Source organism: Candidatus Krumholzibacteriia bacterium, from assembly GCA_035268685.1.
GTDB lineage: Bacteria > Krumholzibacteriota > Krumholzibacteriia > JAJRXK01 > JAJRXK01 > JAJRXK01.
In genome coordinates this window covers 1-17851 of record DATFKK010000127.1, presented here as the reverse complement: position 1 = coordinate 17851, position 17851 = coordinate 1, and the positions used below count along the sequence as shown (strand labels likewise).

17 protein-coding genes and 1 tRNA gene are annotated in these 17851 nt (G+C 69.3%); 1 reads left to right on the top strand and 17 read right to left on the bottom strand.

Annotation, left to right across the window (positions count from 1 at the left end; translation table 11 throughout):
* Positions 1-922: hypothetical protein (locus VKA86_12135; GenBank protein ID HKK71961.1), on the bottom strand; the 922-nt coding region annotated here is incomplete at its 3' end.
* Positions 923-1060: 138 nt separating this feature from the next.
* The gene (locus VKA86_12130) at positions 1061-1732 is read right to left on the bottom strand and encodes a sugar transferase (GenBank protein HKK71960.1); all 672 of its coding nucleotides are present in this window, start codon (positions 1730-1732) and stop codon (positions 1061-1063) included.
* Positions 1733-2388: 656 nt separating this feature from the next.
* Here VKA86_12130 and VKA86_12125 point away from each other — a divergent pair.
* The gene (locus VKA86_12125; protein ID HKK71959.1) at positions 2389-3411 is read left to right on the top strand and encodes a lysylphosphatidylglycerol synthase transmembrane domain-containing protein; all 1023 of its coding nucleotides are present in this window, start codon (positions 2389-2391) and stop codon (positions 3409-3411) included.
* Here VKA86_12125 and VKA86_12120 read toward each other — a convergent pair.
* The 15 genes from VKA86_12120 to dxs form a co-directional block, all read right to left on the bottom strand.
* Positions 3408-4355, bottom strand: a complete 948-nt coding sequence (locus VKA86_12120; GenBank protein ID HKK71958.1) for an SDR family oxidoreductase — start codon at positions 4353-4355, stop codon at positions 3408-3410. The two genes, VKA86_12125 and VKA86_12120, sit on opposite strands and share 4 nt — an antisense overlap.
* Before the next feature lie 54 nt (positions 4356-4409).
* A complete protein-coding gene (locus VKA86_12115; GenBank protein ID HKK71957.1) occupies positions 4410-5693 on the bottom strand; it encodes a nucleotide sugar dehydrogenase in 1284 nt (427 codons plus the stop codon).
* Positions 5694-5759: 66 nt separating this feature from the next.
* Positions 5760-6764 (bottom strand): GGDEF domain-containing protein, encoded by a 1005-nt coding sequence (locus VKA86_12110; protein HKK71956.1) that lies wholly within the window; start codon positions 6762-6764, stop codon positions 5760-5762.
* A gap of 97 nt (positions 6765-6861) precedes the next feature.
* Complete coding sequence (locus tag VKA86_12105) at positions 6862-7260, bottom strand: hypothetical protein (protein HKK71955.1); 399 nt, start codon at positions 7258-7260, stop codon at positions 6862-6864.
* Complete coding sequence (locus VKA86_12100) at positions 7244-7432, bottom strand: hypothetical protein (protein HKK71954.1); 189 nt, start codon at positions 7430-7432, stop codon at positions 7244-7246. Before VKA86_12100 ends, VKA86_12105 begins: the two co-directional genes overlap by 17 nt.
* A 60-nt stretch (positions 7433-7492) precedes the next feature.
* Positions 7493-7569 (bottom strand) — tRNA-Arg (locus tag VKA86_12095).
* A 76-nt stretch (positions 7570-7645) separates the two neighbouring features.
* Positions 7646-8854 (bottom strand): tryptophan synthase subunit beta, encoded by a 1209-nt coding sequence (gene trpB / locus VKA86_12090; GenBank protein ID HKK71953.1) that lies wholly within the window; start codon positions 8852-8854, stop codon positions 7646-7648.
* A complete protein-coding gene (locus VKA86_12085) occupies positions 8851-9477 on the bottom strand; it encodes a phosphoribosylanthranilate isomerase (protein ID HKK71952.1) in 627 nt (208 codons plus the stop codon). Before VKA86_12085 ends, trpB begins: the two co-directional genes overlap by 4 nt.
* Positions 9474-10268, bottom strand: coding sequence for an indole-3-glycerol phosphate synthase TrpC (locus tag VKA86_12080; protein HKK71951.1), 795 nt, complete (start codon positions 10266-10268; stop codon positions 9474-9476). The genes VKA86_12085 and VKA86_12080 overlap by 4 nt, the downstream gene beginning before the upstream one ends.
* Positions 10265-11299 (bottom strand): anthranilate phosphoribosyltransferase, encoded by a 1035-nt coding sequence (trpD, locus tag VKA86_12075; protein ID HKK71950.1) that lies wholly within the window; start codon positions 11297-11299, stop codon positions 10265-10267. The genes VKA86_12080 and trpD overlap by 4 nt, the downstream gene beginning before the upstream one ends.
* Before the next feature lie 75 nt (positions 11300-11374).
* The gene (locus tag VKA86_12070; GenBank protein HKK71949.1) at positions 11375-11959 is read right to left on the bottom strand and encodes an aminodeoxychorismate/anthranilate synthase component II; all 585 of its coding nucleotides are present in this window, start codon (positions 11957-11959) and stop codon (positions 11375-11377) included.
* Positions 11956-13437, bottom strand: a complete 1482-nt coding sequence (locus tag VKA86_12065) for a chorismate-binding protein (GenBank protein HKK71948.1) — start codon at positions 13435-13437, stop codon at positions 11956-11958. Before VKA86_12065 ends, VKA86_12070 begins: the two co-directional genes overlap by 4 nt.
* Entirely contained in the window at positions 13434-15170 is a 1737-nt protein-coding gene (locus VKA86_12060; protein ID HKK71947.1) for a hypothetical protein, read from the bottom strand. Before VKA86_12060 ends, VKA86_12065 begins: the two co-directional genes overlap by 4 nt.
* 4 nt (positions 15171-15174) lie before the next feature.
* Positions 15175-16083 (bottom strand): NAD(+)/NADH kinase, encoded by a 909-nt coding sequence (locus tag VKA86_12055; GenBank protein ID HKK71946.1) that lies wholly within the window; start codon positions 16081-16083, stop codon positions 15175-15177.
* A gap of 62 nt (positions 16084-16145) precedes the next feature.
* The coding region (gene dxs, locus VKA86_12050) for a 1-deoxy-D-xylulose-5-phosphate synthase (GenBank protein HKK71945.1) at positions 16146-17851 on the bottom strand (1706 nt) is incomplete at its 5' end.

Below are 17851 nucleotides of genomic sequence, written 5' to 3'. Positions count from 1 at the left end.
AGAGCGCAGCGTGCTCGAGGACCGAGGCCATGGTCGTGGCCAGGGACTCGAGAAGTCCCAGGTCACCCGGTGACGGGTCACCCCGGCCCCCCTCCTGTGTGACGACGAGGACACCGTGCAACGGAAGGCGCCGACAAGAGGCGCAGAGCCCATGGCCCAGGGCACCGGTCTCGCGGGAGCCGCCGGGATTCCGATCGGCCGCATGCGGCTGGTAGGCCTCGCAGGCACCGCGACCGCGGGCCTCCGCGTCCGCGCACCCCCGCAGGGGCGCCGCCGAGACCAGCGGGAACACGGCATAGCCCCGATCCCGGTGCAACAGGCGCGGCCGCTCCCCGTTCACCGTCAGGAGCGGCGGACCCGGTTCCCCGTGCACCACGACCGGACGTTCCGTCCGCAGCGCGCGAACGATCCCACCCTGCAGGCCGCCCAGGGCCCAACGCAGCCGGTGCCAACGTGCACCGTCGGCAAGGGGGTGGATCCAGTGGCCCCGGAGCTCCAGGGCGCGAGCGTCCAGCGTGAGCAGTCCGATCTCGATGTGGCCCGTCTCCCGTCGGCAGAATTGCTGGGCACGCTCGAGCAGACCCACCTCGGGATCGTCGTCGCTGACGGCCCCCCAGAGCTCGGCCAACCCCATGAGGCGAACGTTTCCTCGGACCCGCTCCAGCGACGCGGCATGTGCCTCCGCAACCGCGCCGCGGCGCGCCCTCCGGGCGCTGGCCCAGGGGTCGGCCCAGTGTCGCCAACCGCCCACGTCGCGCTGCGCCGCGAGGGCGAAACGCAGCACTGCGGCCACCAGGACGTGGGTGATGCCGGCCACGACCAGAGCGCGTAGCACGGCGGCGGCCGGTTCGATCTCCCCGACCGAAGCCGACCACGAGGCCAGGAGCCCCGCGATGATCCACGTGACGGCCCAGGTGGGCATGGAAGCTTCCCCCAGCGGGTGCGCGATATCCCCCACTCGGAGAACAAGAAGCGTGCCCGCAGACACTCACGAGCACGACGAAGGCCCGTGCCAACGGGCACGGGCCTCATCTGCCGTGGAAGCGTTTCGGAACGCTCGCTAGTACGCGCCTTGACCGGTGACGACGACGCGTACGGTCCGGAGGATGATCATCAGATCCCTCCGGAGACCGAACTCGGTGATGTACCGGACATCGGTCTCGACCTTGTTACGGACGCTCTCGACATCGGTGTCGTAGCCGAGCTCGACCTGCGACAGACCGGTGATGCCCGGCTTGAAGCGAAGCCGGTCGACGTAGCCGGGCACCTCGTTGCTCAGGACCTCGATGAACGGAGGACGTTCCGGCCGCGGGCCCACGAGGCTCATCTCGCCACGGAGCACGTTCCAGAACTGCGGGACCTCGTCCAGGCGCGTCTTCCGCAGGATCGAGCCGATCCGGGTGATCCGCGCGTCGGCCTTGCTGGCCCACCGCGCTCCATCGCTCTCGGCGTCGGCTCGCATGGTGCGGAGCTTGTAGATGGTGAACAGCTCACCCTGCGCGACGACCTTGCGGCGATCGCGCGCGCGGCGCGCCGAGCGCCGCTCGACCTCGGGTGTCCGGCTCGCGTCCCGACGACGGTCACCGGTACGGCGGTTGATCCCCACCCGCTGCTGCGAGTAGAAGATCGGACCGCGCGAGTCGAGACGGATGATCAGCGCAATGAGCGGGAGGATCACGGCGAAGCAGGTCAGGGCCACGACGGCACTCAGGACGTCGATGGCCCGCTTCACGCGACGCTTCCACAGGGGGACGTCGGAGTACAACTGGGGACCCGGCGCGATCTCCCGGAGCCGGGGCCCGACGTACAGAGGTGCGTTTCGCACCCGGTGCGTCATCGCGGGATCAAGAGACATGTTCAGGCGACCTCAGCGCACGTTGCGGTCGGTGAACGAACCATGCACGTGCCTCTGGGCCGACGATGAGTCGTCGGCCCCGGGGCAGCGGAGCGATCGATTCGGCAGGGACCGCTGGATCTCCGAATCGTACCCGGGCGTGGGCCGCTCCGCCCAACACGGATCGTGACCATTGTAGGACATCGCCCTCCCCACCTGCAACCGATCTGAAGGGATCACGATCAAGATGTGGAAAACACACGATGATTCTTCCTCGTCGGATCCCATCCGGACGATCCGTGATGCGACCATACCGGATGCAAAACGATCATATCGGATCCGCAGCGACGGTCGGGCGCGGCAATCTTCGTCCTCTCTCTCGGAGAACACTCTCGCCCTTCGTACCGCACGAGCTTGACAGAATCGGGCCGCCGGATGCAACCGCCTCGAAGGGCCGGGCCGCGCGTTGACTTCGACGGCGGAATCGGCGAGAAGACAAGAGCCGCGCGGGCACCCCGCTCCGCGCCGAGCTCCGCCCGCGATCGGTCTTCTGCATGGACACGCCGCCCACCGGCCGCAACGCACGTTGGCGCAGCTTCGTCGCTCGCCATCTCTTCGCCTATCTGGCGGGGCTGGCCGCCCTGGTCGTGGTCGTGTCGGCCGTGTTCGCCCGCGACGAACTCGCGCTCGCGGCGGACCGCTTCGCTCTGCCGTGGCTCCCGGTCGTCCTGGGCCTCACGCTGCTCAACTACGCCCTCCGGTTCTGGAAGTGGACGTGGTTGCTCGAGGGCGCGGGCGTGCACGTGCCCACCGCCGCCAACGCCCGCCTGTACTACGCGTGCCTGGCCATGGTGGTCACCCCCGCGCGGCTCGGCGAATTGTACAAGCTCGTGTTCCTGCGCAAACTGCACGGGGTCGCGGCCCATCGATCGCTCCCACCTCTCGTGATGGAGCGCATCACCGACGCGCTCGCCGTGCTGGCCCTGATCTCGGCTCAACCCTTCGGCCCGGCGGCCGCCGCGGGTGCGGTCGGAGTCGCGGTGGGTGCCATGGTCGTCGTGGCCGCCCTGCTGGGACAGCCGCGACCGCGCGCGTGGACACTGCGGGCGCTGGCCTCGGTTCCGGGTCTCCGGAGTCGGCGGGAACGGGTCGGAGCACTGCTCGAGGGACACGCGGATCTGCTGCGGCCACGCATCTTCGGTCCGAGCCTCGTCGCCAGCACCGTGGCGTGGTGGGCCGAGTGCCTGGGACTCGGCCTGATCTGCCGCGCTCTCGGCGAACCCATCGCACTGGTGGACGCGACGTGGGTCTACGCGACGGCCACCCTCCTGGGCAACCTGACGTTCCTGCCTGGGGGGCTCGTAGGGACCGAGGCGAGCCTGTTGGCCCTGTTGCGCAATCTCGGAGTGACCGAAGCCGGGGCCGTCGGTGCCACCGCGCTGGTCCGCGGGGCCACCCTGTGGTTCGCGGTCCTGCTGGGCCTGGCGGTCACGATCGTGTTCCGCCGACGGCTGCGATGGGACGAGGTCACCGCCGAAGCGACGACCACGGCAGACGATGCCGACAGCACGCCCTAGGCCCGGCCCTCGCGGAACTCCCGATACCACTCCACCGTGCGCGCGAGTCCCTCGGCCACGGAGACCTTCGTCTCGTAGCCGAGCAGCGCCTGCGCGCGCCCGATGTCGGCCTGGCTGTGCTTGACGTCGCCCGCGCGTGGCGCTCCGTGGACCGGTTCGAGATCGGTACCGATGATCTCACGCAGCCAGCCGTAGAGCTGGTTGAGCGACGTGCGGTCACCCAACGCCACGTTCACGGTCTCTCCCGAGAGCTTCGGGGCCGTCAGTGCCCTGAGATTCGCTTCGACCACGTTGTCGATGTAGGTGAAGTCCCGCGACTGCTCGCCGTCGCCGTGGATCGTCGGGGGTCGGCCGTCGAGTAGAGCGTCGATGAACAACGGAATGACGGCCGCGTAGGGACTGTCCGGATCCTGGCGAGGACCGAAGACGTTGAAGTACCGGATGGCGAGGGTCTGCATGCCGTACACCGACGCGAACACCGAGACGTAGTGCTCGCCTGCGAGTTTCGCGATCGCGTAGGGCGACTTCGGATTGGTGGCCATGGTCTCGACCTTGGGCAAGGTCTCGCTGTCTCCGTAGGCGGCACTGCTGGCCGCGTAGACGAGGCGTTTCACCCCTGCGTCGCGCGCGGCGACGAGGACGTTCAGGGTCCCCGTGACGTTGGCCGCGTTGTTGGCCTGCGGGTCGTCGATGCTGCGGGGCACCGATGCCAGCGCCGCCTCGTGGAAGACGTGGTCACAGCCCTCGATCGCGTCGGCGACCGCGGACGGATCGGTCACGGAACCGCGAACGAAGCGGACGCCGTCGCCGATCGCCTCCAGATTCCGCTCGTGGCCGGTCGACATGTCGTCGAGGACGACCACGTCGTCGCCCTGCGCGCGCAGGGCCGCTGAGATGTGGGAACCGATGAAACCGGCGCCTCCGGTCACCAGGATCTTCGCCATTCGAATCCGATCTCCTCGTCGGGGGCGTCGTCGGTGCGCGAGAGCACACCGCGATCAGAGTCTCACGATCTTCTCCGAGTCCACACCCCGCAGGGCATTGCGGGTATCGACGACTCGGGCACAACGCTCGAGCAGTGCCGTGTGATCGAAGTCGCGGTGCACCGCCGTGATCACCGCCGCGTCGAAGTCGTCGTCGAGCGTGTCGATCTTGCGCGCGAAATCGAAGTCCCGCAGCGCCGGAACGTGGGCGTCGATCCACGACAGATCGGCACCTCGCTCGTGCAGGAGCTGGAGCACGTCCAGGGCCGGGGACTCGCGCACGTCGTCGATGTCCGACTTGTAGGCCACGCCCACCACGACCACCCGGCTGCCCCGGACGGCACGGCCGACCTCGTTGAGGGCCTGGCCGACGAGGTCGGTGACGAACTCGGGCATGGACCGGTTCACGAAACCGGCGAGCTCGATGAAGCGCGCCTCGAAGCCGCTCGCCCGTGCCTTCCAGCTCAGGTAGAAGGGATCGATCGGGATGCAGTGACCACCAAGGCCGGGACCGGGGTAGAAGGGCATGAAGCCGAAGGGCTTGGTGGCCGCGGCGTCGATGACCTCCCAGACGTCGATGTCCATCTTGTGGCACATCTGGGCGATCTCGTTGACCAGGCCGATGTTCACACTGCGGAAGGTGTTCTCGAGCAGCTTCACCGTCTCGGCCACGCGCGCGTTCGAGACCTTCACGACCTCGGAGATGCAGTGCGAGAAGAGCTCGGCCGCCACGTCTCCACAGGCCGGCGTGATCCCGCCGACCACCTTCGGGATGTTGCCTGTCTGGAACTTCGGGTTCCCCGGATCCACGCGTTCCGGCGAGAAGGCCAGGAAGAAGTCCTTTCCCACCTCGAGGCCGGTCTCCCGAAGGCGCGGGAGGATCACCTCTTCGGTCGTCCCCGGATAGGTCGTGCTCTCGAGCACGACGAGTTGACCCGCTCGTAGCACCCGGGCGATCGCTTCGACCGCGGTGTCGATGTAGCTCATGTCCGGGTCGCGGGTCTTCGACAGTGGAGTGGGGACGCAGATGTCGATGGTGTCGACCTCGGCGAGCCGCGCCGGGTCGGTCGTGACCTGGAAGGCGCCCGACTCGACGGCCTCCTTCAGCGACGAAGACGGGACGTCGCCCACGTAGCTGTCGCCCTCGCGCAGACGCGCGACCTTGGCGGCGTCGACGTCGTAGCCGATCACCCGGTACCCGGCACGGACGAACTCCATGACCAGGGGAAGACCAACGTAGCCGAGACCAATGACGCCACAGGTGGCGCTTCGATCCCGGAGCTTGTCGACCAGACTCATGCGGAGGCGACTCCGTGGGCGTGGGACTGGGTTCGTCCTCCGGGGATTCCGGAAGGATCGGGGCGGTCAGGGGGCCGCGCCGATCCGATCACGGCCGGCGCTCTTGGCATCGTACAAGCGGGCATCGGCGCGCCGCAGGAGATCCCTCGGATCGCGCCCTTCGGTCGGGAACACGGCCAGGCCCATGCTGACGGTCAGCCGCCGCTCGGGATCGTCCTCGAAGGCGTGCTCGGCGATTCGTCGCCGCACCCGGTCGCAGTAGACGCGTGCACCGTCGATACCGCACCCGGGCAGGAGCACGCTGAACTCGTCCCCGCCGTACTTCGAGACAACGTCGATCGTCCTCGAACTCGAACGAAGGATCACGGCGATCTCCCGGAGGGCTGCGCTGCCGCCCAGATGACCGAAGTGATCATTGTATTCCTTCAGGTTGTCGACGTCGACCATCACGACCGCGATCTCGCCCCCGTGACGCCGGACCCGGTCCATCTCGTGGGTCAGGGCGCGCATGAAGTAGCGGTAGTTGTAGACCTCGGTCAGGCCGTCCGTCTCGGCCTCCTGCTCGATCCGCCGGTACAGGCGGACGTTCTCGACCACCGTCCCGGCGTAGAGTGCCAGGACGTCCAGTGCCTGGCGTTCGGCCGGATCGAGGCGCGGTGCGTGCATGCCCAGGAAGCCCAGGGTCGACCCCCCACCCTCGAGGGGCGCGATCCGCAGTCCCGGCGGTTCCATCTTCATGGTCTCGCGCAGGCCGAGCGGCAGGCCCATTTCGGCTCCGCCCGCCCGGTCGTCGCGCCGGAGTCGCATCCATTCGACGAGCAATGGGGACAGGTCGACCGTCGAGAGGTCGAGCGAAGCTCCGCGCCCTGCTCGTGAACGCGGCGCGAAGCAGAGCAGGCGATTGCCGTCGACCAGTCCGAGCCGAGGATCGGTGCCCGGGAAGAAGCGCTCGATCCCCGACAGGATGCGACTCGCCACGGCCAGGTCACCGAACTCCCCCGGCGCCATGCGGGAGAGCTGGAGACCGACCTCCAGGAGCTGAGCGAATCGTGGGTCGGGGACGGTCGGCACCGTGGGGCTCCATCGTGGTCCGCGAAGAGGAATCCTCGCGTGACGTGCGGCAAGGACCGTGCCATCTGGAAGCCGTAAGGTGTTGACGAGGCGCGGATTAGGCGTCCGAAGCCGACTCGTCGCGCTGAGCGGCCCGTAGTCGGGCCGAGATGACCTTCTGCTCGCGCCGGATGTCGACCAGCTCCACCACTCCGCCGCGCGCTCTCCACACGCAGAAGGCGGCAGCACCCACGGCGAGGGCCGGGAACGCCACCCGGATCGGCAGACCCCGCTGCGCGAGATGTCGTTCTCCGAAGCGATGCAGGGTCCCGGCGAGATTCAGCAGCATGATCGCGATGGCCACCCAGAGCACCATGCTGGTGGCTTCGCGCCACAGGCTCTCCTGATTCCGCCGGAAACGGATCAGATCCTGGCCCCCGGCCGTGCTGTGCCGGCCGAACCGGGACCGCTCGCGCGTCGACAGGCGCTTGCGGCCGCGTTCACGGAAGATCCTCATAGTCGGCCTCTTCGATCTTCTGCCCCTGGCCGATGTCGCCCTCCCGGCGCTGCTGCCGGGTGGTCCGGGTCCGCGACGCACCCGACTTGGAGCCCAGCCATCCGCGCACGAGGCGCCGGACGAAGGTCGCCGCGAGGAACAGGATGGCCAGATTGAGCAGAAGCTTGAGCACGGCCCTTGATCCGCTCCCCGGGGTGGTGTGCCGCGCGCGGCGGGGGCGGCCGATGGAAAGTGGTACGCCCGACAGGATTCGAACCTGTGACCTTCTGCTCCGGAGGCAGACGCTCTATCCAGCTGAGCTACGGGCGCACGACGTGAAGCGGCGCGGCGTCACGACGGGAATATGGCACGACCGCCGGCAGGGCGCAACGCACGACCTCCCCGGTCATGCACCCTGCCCGTCGCGGGCACGCACCGACTCGACGTCCTTGTCGCCGCGTCCGGACATGTTCACCACCACCAGGTCCGATGTAGTCAACTTCGGCATCAGATCCTCGAGGTGGGCGAGGGCGTGGGCGGTCTCCAGAGCGGGGACGATCCCCTCGAGCCGGCTGACCCGGTGGAAGCCCTCGATCGCCTGCTCGTCGCGGACCGTGGCGTAGACGATCCGACCGACCTGCTGGTAGTAGGCGTGCTCCGGACCGATGCTCGGGTAGTCCAGGCCGGCGCTGACACTGTGGGTGGGCAGGACGTTCCCGTCGGGATCCTGGAGCAGCACACTGCGCGTTCCGTGGAGGACCCCGATCCGGCCGGTGTCGAAGCGCGCCGCGTGCTCGCCCGCCCCCGATCCGAGGCCACCGGCCTCGACGCCGATCATGCGTACCTCGGCGTCGCCGAGGAAGGCGTGGAACAGGCCCATGGCGTTGCTGCCCCCACCGACACACGCGACCAGATGGGACGGCAGCCGGCCCGCGCGTTCGAGGATCTGCCTGCGCGCCTCGCGACCGATGACACTCTGGAACTCGCGCACCATCAGCGGGAAGGGATGCGGTCCGAGCACGCTTCCGATCACGTAGTGTGTGTCGACGACGCTTCCCACCCAGTCCCGCATGGCCTCGTTGATCGCGTCCTTGAGGGTCCGGCTGCCCGACTCGACCCCGACCACCTCCGCTCCCATCAGACGCATGCGGTAGACGTTCAATGCCTGCCGCTGCATGTCGACCGCGCCCATGTAGACCCGGCACTCCAGGCCGAGCCGCGCACACGCCGTGGCGGTGGCCACGCCGTGCTGTCCCGCCCCCGTCTCGGCAATGATCCTGCGCTTGCCCATGCGCCGGGCCAACAGGACCTGTCCCAGGGCATTGTTGATCTTGTGCGCCCCCGTGTGGGCCAGGTCCTCGCGCTTGAACCAGATCGGTGCGGTCCCGTAGTGCTCGCTCAGCCGCGGTGCCAGGGCGAGCGGCGTCTCGCGGCCGACGTAGTCCCGCAACAGCGGATCGAGCTCGGCCCGGAAGGCCGGATCCGACACCGCGTCGTCGAAGGCGGCGCCGAGTTCCTCGAGCGGTCCGACGAGGGTCTCGGGGACGTAGCGCCCCCCGAAGTCGCCGAAGTGACCGTCGCGTCCCAGAGCGGGATCGTAGGTGAACGGGCTCATGCCGACTCCTGACGGGGGGTCCGGGTGGCGGTGCGCACCGCATCGACGAATCGCCGCATCCGGTCGTGGTCCTTCACGCCGGGCTCGATCTCCACTCCCGAGGCGACGTCCACCGCGAAGGGGCGGACCTTCCGGACGGCCTCGGCCACGTTGTCCGGATCGAGCCCTCCGGCCAGGAACACCCGTTCCGCCCGGGCGATGTCGATCGCCACGGACCAGTCGAAGATCCGACCACTGCCGGCCCCGGAATCCAGGAGGTGCGCCCAGGCGGCGCCGGCGAAGCGGGCGGGCGCGAGTCCGTCGTCGACGATGCGTGCCTCGAGCATGCGCACCGGAAGGCGCTTCCATTCACGACCCGACTCGTGGCCGTGCAGTTGTACGAAGTCCAGGTCGAAGCGGTCGATCGCGTCGAGGACCTCGTCGATCGACTGGTCCCGGAACACGCCGACCACCTCGGCGTCCGCCCGGACGTCCTCGATCCACACGGCGAGAGCCTCGGGATCGACGCGGCGCGGGCTTCCGGGTGCGAAGACGAAGCCGAGATAGTCGGCACCGCAGTCCGTCGATGCGAAGCGGGCGTCCTCCGGCCGGGTCAGGCCACAGAACTTCACGCGACAGCTCATGGGACGGGTCCTCCGAACAGTTCGGCGAAGCGGTCCTCGGGCGTTCCGGGGCGCATGAGGCCCTCCCCGCACAACACCGCGTCGACCGCGGTGGCCCGGACGTGCTCGGCGTCGTCGCGCGTCCGCACCCCGCTCTCGGCGACGGCCACACGATCCTCGGGGATCCGGCGGCAAAGCTCCAGACCGCGCTGCAGGTCCACGTCGAAGGTGTCGAGGTCCCGCGCGTTGACGCCGATCACGGGCAGGTCCAGGGTCAGCAGACGTTCCAGCTCGGGCGCGTCGTGGGCCTCGGCCAGCACCCCCATGCCCCACGCGCGGGCCTCGTCCGCACAGCGCTCGATCCCGGCGTCGTCGAGCGCGACGGCCAGGAGCAGTACGGCATCGGCCCCGTGCGCGCGTGCCTCGACCACCTGGATCGGGTCGAGGACGAAATCCTTGCGCAAGAGCGGGAGCTCGACGGCGTCCCGCACCGCGTCGAGGAACTCCAGCGAGCCGCCGAAGAACTCCGGCTCGGTCAGGACCGACAAGGCCGCCGCACCGGCGCTCTCGAGGCGTCGCGCCGCGTCGACGGGGTCGAGGTCCTCGCGGATGGATCCGGCCGAGGGGCTGCGCCGTTTCAGTTCGCCGATCACCCGGACCGGGCCACTTCGCTGCGGGCGTCGCAGGGCGGCGGCGAAGTCACGGGGCGCGTCGCGGTCCCGCGCCCGCGCACCCAGATCCGGCCCCCGGCCGCGCAGGGCGTCGACGCGCCGACGCGTGGACTCGAGGATGGGGCGCAGACGCGAGCTCATCGCGATCCCCCGTCGGCACGGGCCCGCGTGAACGCGACCCACCGGTGCAGGAGGTCCCGTGCCCGGCCGTCGTCGATCGCCTCGGCCGCGCGCTCGACCCCTTCCTCGAGTGAGGTGGCGATCGCTGCCGTCCACAGCGCCGCCCCCGCGTTCAGCACGACGATGTCGCGCGCCGGCCCCTTCTCTCCGCCGAGGACCGCGGACACGATCTCGGCGTTGCGGGTCGCATTGCCCCCGCGAAGTCCCTCGGCGGTGTGGAGACCCAGACCGTACGCGGTCGGGTCGATCTCCATGGACTGTAGCTGGCCGTCCTCGACGAGGACGGCGTCGTTCACCGCGCACACGGTGAGTTCGTCGAGACCGTCGCGGCCGTGAACGACGAGGCTCCTGCGGGTCCCCAGCGCCGACAGCACCTCGGCCACCGTGTGCAGACGCTCCGGGGCGAAGACGCCGACGAGCTGGTGGGCCGCTCCGGCCGGATTCGTCAGAGGACCGAGCAGGTTGAATGCAGTGCGTACGCCGAGACCCCGCCGGGCCGGGACGGCGTGGAGCATGGCGGCGTGGTGACGCGGGGCGAACTGGAAACCGAACCCGATCTCGTCGATGGACGCCGCGACACCATCGGTGTCGAGGTCGATCGCGCCGCCGAGCGCCTCGAGTACGTCCGCACTGCCGCTCCGGCTGCTCACGGCGCGGTTGCCGTGCTTCGCGACGCGCGCACCCGCTCCCGCTGCCACGAACGCGCTCGCGGTGCTCACGTTGAACGTGTCGGCGCCGTCGCCCCCCGTTCCGCAGGTGTCCACCAACGCGTCGTAGTCCGAGCGCACCGGGTCCACGTGATCGCGCATGGCCTCGGCCATGCCCGCCAGTTCGTCGACCGATTCTCCCTTCGCCCGCAATGCGATCAACCAACCCGCCAGCCAGTGCGAGTCGACGTCACCGTCGAGGACGGCGTTGAGGACCGCGCGCGCGTCGCAGCGCGCGAGATCGCGGCGGGCCAGGGTGGTCTCGAGAACGTCGCGTGGATCCACGGTCACTCGGGGGGGCGGATGAGCGGGGATCGAGCAGCTTAGCGCCTGCGCGGCCCCGATGGCCAGGCCGGAAGCTCAGCGATCGCAGAGATGCAGGAAGTTCCGCAACAGATCGTGTCCGGCCTCGGTCAGGATCGACTCGGGGTGGAATTGCACTCCCCAGGTCGGTGTGGTCCGGCTGCGCACGGCCATGATCTCGTCGTCGCGCGTCCACGCCGTCACCTGGAGGGTGTCGGGAAGTCCTGCTCGCGGGACGATCAACGAGTGGTAGCGCGTGGCCACGAAGGGGTTCGCCATGCCCTCGAACAGCCCGTGGGCGGCGTGGAGGACGTCGGAGGTCTTTCCGTGCAGGACGTTGCGTGCCCGCTCGACCGAACCGCCGTAGACCGCGGCGATGCTCTGATGCCCCAGGCACACGCCCAGGATCGGCTTGCGCCCGTCCAGGGCTCGGATCGCGTCCATGCTCACGCCCGCGTCCTCGGGACGGCCGGGTCCCGGTGACACCAGGAGACCGTCGATCCGCATCCGTGCGATGCGCTCGGCGTCGACTCCGTCGTTCAGCACCACCCGGGTCTTCGCACCGAGCTCGGCCAGGTACTGCACCAGGTTGAAGGTGAAGCTGTCGTAGTTGTCGATCACGAGGATCCGCGGAGCACTCATGGCCGCAACCCCCGCTGGGCGGACTCGATCGCCGCCTGGGCCGCCCCCGCCTTCTCCATGGTCTCCTCCCACTCACGCACCGGATCGCTGTCGAGCACCACGCCGGCGCCCACACCCAGCCGCGCGACGCCACGTTCGATCTCCATCGTGCGGATGGCGATGCAGGTGTCGAGCGCGCCGGCGAATCCGAAGTACCCGACCGCGCCGGCGTAGACACCGCGCCGACGTCCCTCGAGTTCGTCGATGATCTGCAGCGCGCGCACCTTCGGCGCACCGCTCACGGTTCCGGCGGGAAAGGTGGCACGCAGGGCATCGAAGGGTGTGCACTTCTCGTCGAGGCGCCCGTCCACGTGACTGACCATGTGCAACACGTGCGAGTAGCGTTCGATCGTCATCAGGTCCGTCGTTCTCACCGTTCCGGCTTCGCAGACCCGACCGAGGTCGTTGCGACCCAGGTCGACGAGCATGACGTGCTCGGCCCGCTCCTTGGGGTCGGACACGAGATCGGCGATGCGGGCCTCGTCCTCCGCGGGAGTCCGTCCGCGTCGACGGGTCCCGGCGATCGGTCGTACCGCTGCGTGGCGCCCGTCGACGCGCACGAGGACCTCGGGCGAACTGCCCAGGACCTGTGTCGTCCCGTCGTCGATGTGGAACATGTACGGGCTCGGATTGATGCTGCGCAGGGCGCGGTAGACGTCGAGCGCCGGGGCCCCCACGCGGCGTCGCAGTTCGTGGCTGAGCACGACCTGGAAGATGTCCCCGGCGCGGATGTGTTCCCCCGCCCGTTCGACCGCCGACCCGAAGCGTCGCTTCGCCGTGGAACTCTTCCAGTCCCCCGTCGTCGCGCCCCCGCGGACGTCTTCGGGTGCCGGTCCGGACAGAGCCCGTTCCATCTCGTCGAGCCGCGCGGTCGCGTCGGCCAGTGCCGCGTCGGCGTCGCCCGGGTCGTCGACCCGGGCGCAGGCCACGAGCTTGACCGTGTGCGTGAGGTTGTCGAAGACGACGACGTCGAACACCAGCTGCAGGTCGAGCTCCGGGCGCTCACTCGCCTCGAGCGGCGGAAGACCGGGCAGATCCTGCATGCGCCGCACGAGTTCGAAGTCCAACCGCCCCACCGCGCCACCCCAGAACCGCGGTAGTCCCTCGACCGGAGCGGGCTGGAAGCGGTCGAGCCAGTGCTCGAGCGCGGACAGCGGATCGCGCGTGCGATGCACGCGGCGGCGTCCGTCGAACTCGGTCACGACCTCGGCGCCGAAGGAGCGCATGCGCCCGGCCGGACGTGCGCCCAGGACCGAGTAGCGCCCCCAGGTCTCGCCTCCCTCCACGCTCTCGAGCAGGAAACCGGCGCCGTCGGTGGCGAGCTTGCGGTAGGCCGAAACCGGCGTGTCGAGATCCAGCAGGATCTCGCGCACGACCGGAATCAGGTCGTAGGTGCGGGAGAGGCGCCGGAATTCCGAGCGCCGTGGGGTGTCGGTCATGGGGACGAGGACTCCTCGCGAACGACGGGCAGGTCCCCCCGGTGCTGGAGCAGTTGGCGGGCCATGGCGTGCGATCGATCGGTCTCGCCGCCGAGCATGCGCTGCAGCTCGCGCAGGCGCGTTTCTCCGCCGACGGTGACCACGCGGCTGGCCGTGCGGGCACCGTCGCTCGACTTGACCGCGACGAGGTGGGTGTCGGCGGCCGCCGCCACGGCGGGCAGGTGTGAGATCACGAGCAGTTGACCGTGTTGCGACAGAGCGCGCAGGCGCCGGGCCAGGGCCGGTCCCAGGTCGGCGCCGAGGCCGGCGTCGATCTCGTCGAGGACCAGCAATGCCGCCGCACGTCGGCCTGCGGCCAGACTTCGCAGCACCAGACCGATCCGGGACAACTCTCCACCGCTGGCGACGGTCTCGATCGGTCCCGGACGCTCGCCGGGATTCGTGCGCACCACGAGCTCCACGCGGCTCGGACCGTCGGCACTCGGACGGATGCGGCGTCCACCGACCCGGACCTCGCCCGTGGAATCCTCGTGCGGGATCAGCTCGAAGCGGATCGCCGCGCCGGGCATTCCGAGTTCGGCGAGCAGAGCCGGTGCCTCTCGTTCCACCCGCCGGGCCACGCGGCGTCGGTCGCGGTCCAGGGCCTCGCCGGACGCCCGCAGGGCTTCGATCGCCGACTCCTTGCGGCGGCGCAGATCATCGGGCAGTTCGCCCGACGAGGACAGGTCGCCGAGTTCGGCCGCCAGCCGGTCGCGAAGGGTCACGAGTTCGGCCTCGGTCATGCCGTACTTGCGCGACAGGGTCTGCAGCTCGGCCAGGCGGGCCTGGTCGCGGGCCAGGGCCTCGGGATCGAAGTCACGGGCGTCGACGAAGCGCTCCAGCGCGCGTTGCGCGTCGCCGGCCAGATCGATCGCCGCCTCCAGTTGTTCTTTGACTTCGACGAGATCGGTGAGCTCGTCCGGAACGTGACGCAACCGGGCCGTGGCCTCCGTGAGGGCACGCTGCGCGCCGGTGTCCTCGGATTCCAACGCCTCCAACGCGGCCGCGGCGCTCTCGATCAACTGGGCGCCACCTTCGTTGCGCGCCACGCGCACGCGCAGTTCCTCGGTCTCGCCCCCGGTCAGGCCCGCATCGGTCAGTTCACGTAGCTGGTGGTCGAGCAGCTCGCGCTGCTCGCGGAGCTGTTCCTGCCGCGCGGACCATCGATCGACGTCACGCTCCACGGCGCGCCACGCGTCGTGGGCCTGCTTCCAGGCGGCGCGCACATCGGTGCCGACGCCGAGTCCGTCGAGCACCCGGACGTGTTCGGAGCCTCGCCGCAGCAACAGTTGTTCGTGCTGACTCTGCATCTCGGCCAGGCAGTCGCAGACCGCGCGGAGGATGGCCGCCGAACTCGCCTGGCCGTTGACGAAGGCCCGTGCCCGCCCACCCCGCCGGACCTCCCGCCGTAGCAGCAGGAATCCGTCGGACGGAACCGTGACACCCACGTCGTCGAGCGCGGCGATCAGGTCTTCACGGTCGTGCAGGTCGAAGACCGCTTCGGCGCTCGCGCGGTCGGCCCCCTCGCGCAGCGCGTTGCGATCGACCTCTTCGCCCGCGATCCATCGCAGTCCCGTGACGACCAGTGACTTGCCGGCACCGGTGCTCCCGGTGAGCGCGTTCAGCCCCTGGCCCAGCTCGAGCTGGACGTCGGCGGCCACCGCCAGGTCGTGGAGTCGGAGTTCGACGAGCACCGCTTCAGTTCTCCGGATCGGCTTCACGCCCGCCGGCGCGATCGCCCCGGTGTCGCGGCAGACCACCCCAGCGCAGCTTCTCCTGGATGATCTGGAACACGTTGCGATCGCGCAGTCGGAGGAAGTAGCAGCCCGCGTCGGTGCGCGGGTAGACGATGCGATCACCCGTCAGGAGTTCCGCGGTGATCTGTCCGTCGGCGCTGAGGATCGCGGCGTCGCACTCGCGCAGACGCAGTTCGACCACCCGCCCGGGACCGAGGATCAACGGGCGCACGCCCAGGGTGTGCGGACAGATCGGGTTGACGACGACGGCATCCATGGACGGCTCCACGATCGGGCCACCGGCCGAGAGGTTGTAGGCCGTGCTGCCGGTGGGCGTGGCCACGATCATCCCGTCGGCCAGGTAGCGACCCACGCGGATGTCGTCGACCAGCACCTCGAAGTCGACCGCCCGCGGCGTGCCCCCCATGTTCAGGACCACGTCGTTCAGCGCGGCCGCCTCGAACACGATCTCGTCCTCGCGCAGGACCACCGCCGCCACGCGCCGACGTTTCTCGAGCATGTACTCGCCCGAGTCGATCGCCTCGATCGCCGTGTGCAACTCCTCGAGCCGGACCTCGGCGAGGAAGCCGAGGCTGCCCAGGTTGATCCCCAGGAGCGGTGTCGCGGTCTCACCAACGAGCCGGGCCGCGCGCAGGAAGGTGCCGTCGCCACCGAAGCTCATGAGCAGGTCGACCTGGGTCGGCAGGTCCTCCGGCGAACTCGTGCTCACGTTCAACTCGAAGTGATCGGCGAGCGCCTGCTCGGTCACGACCTCGATCCCTCGGCGCTCGCACGCGGTGAGGCATTCGCAGACCGCTTCTCCCACGCGGAGCTTGTCGAGGTTGGCAATGATGCCGATCCGCTTGATCACGCTGGCGGTCGTCCTTCCCCGGTGGCCGCTCGTCGTGGCGGCTCGACGACGTGCGGGTTCGGTCAGGCCAGACGGCGGCCGTGGAAATCGATCGTTCGTTCGCGGTTCTTCCAGATCTCGAGGACCTGCGTCGCGACCTGTTCCGCGCTGAGCCCCGCGTCCTCGAGCACCTCTTCCGGTGTTCCGTGGTCGAGGAAGCGGTCGGGCAGACCGAAGACGTGGGTCGTCGGGACCTGCACCATCTCGCGGTGGAAGAGCTCCAGGACGGAGCTTCCGAAGCCACCGATCTCGGTGCCCTCCTCGAGCGTACACACCAGCTCGTGACGCGCGGCTTCGCGCAGGATCAGCTCGGTGTCGAGAGGTCGCAGGAAGCGCGCGTCGACCACCGTCGGTCGGATGCCCCGCTCGCGGAGGATCGCGGCTGCTTCCTCGGCCATGGTGGTGCCGGAGCCGAGTCCTAGCAACAGGACGTTCTCGCCCTCCTCGAGCACGACGCCCCGGCCGATGGGCAGGGCCTGCGGTTCCGCGTCCATCTCCACGCCCGTGCCATTGCCGCGCGGGTAGCGGAACGCGATCGGGCCGTCGTCGTGGTCGAGCGCCGTGGCGATCATGTGCTGCAACTCGTTCTCGTTGCGCGGGGCCATGACAACCATCTCGGGGATGCACCGCAGGTAGGCGAGATCGAACACACCGTGGTGCGTCGGTCCGTCGGCCCCGACCACCCCTCCGCGGTCGAGCGCGAAGACCACGTTGAGTTTCTGCAGCGCCACGTCGTGGATCACCTGGTCGTAGGCTCGTTGCAGGAAGGTCGAATAGATCGCCACCACCGGCTTCATCTCGCGACACGCGAGACCGGCGGCGAAGGTCACCGCGTGCTGCTCGGCGATGCCCACGTCGAAGAAGCGATCGGGGATCTCTTCGCGGAAGGGCACCAGCCCCGTGCCGTCGGGCATGCCCGCCGTGATCGCGACGATGCGCCGGTCTTCCCTGGCGGCGGCCAGGATCTGCGAACCGAACACTCCCGTGTAGCTCGGCGCCGCGGTGGGATCGGGCTTCTTCTTCAGGACCCCCTTGGCCGGATCGAACTTGCTGACGCCGTGGTAGCGAAGCTTGTCGTTCTCGGCGAAGGAGTAGCCTTTGCCCTTCTCGGTGACCACGTGCAGGAGGACCGGTCCGCTGAGCCGCTTGACGTCCTCGAGGGTCTCGCACACCAGTTCGAGGTCGTGGCCGTCGATCGGACCGAAGTACCGGAAGCCGAGGGCCTCGAAGAGGTGGCCGGGAGTCATGAAGGTCTTCAGGCTCTCCTTGGCCTTGTGCGCGAAGGTCTGCGCCATGCCCCCTCCCGGTATACGGCCGAGCAGGTCCCAGATCTGTGCCTCGATACGATTGTACAGTCGACCCGACGTGATCTCGGTCAGGTAGCGGTTGATCGCCCCCACGTTCGGACTGATCGACATCTCGTTGTCGTTCAGGATCACGAGCATGTCGGTACCCGTGTCCCCCACGTTGTTCAGGCCCTCGAAGGCGATACCGCCGGTCATGGCCCCGTCGCCGACGATCGCGACCACTCCGTGGCGTTCCTTGCGCAGGTCACGGGCCTTGGCGTAACCCAGGGCGGCGCTGATCGCGGTCGACGCGTGTCCCACGCCGAACATGTCGTGTGGGCTCTCGGTACGCTTGGGGAAGCCCGACAGGCCATCCCACTGCCGGATGGTGTCGAAGCGGTCCCGCCGTCCGGTGAGGACCTTGTGCCCGTAGGCCTGGTGGC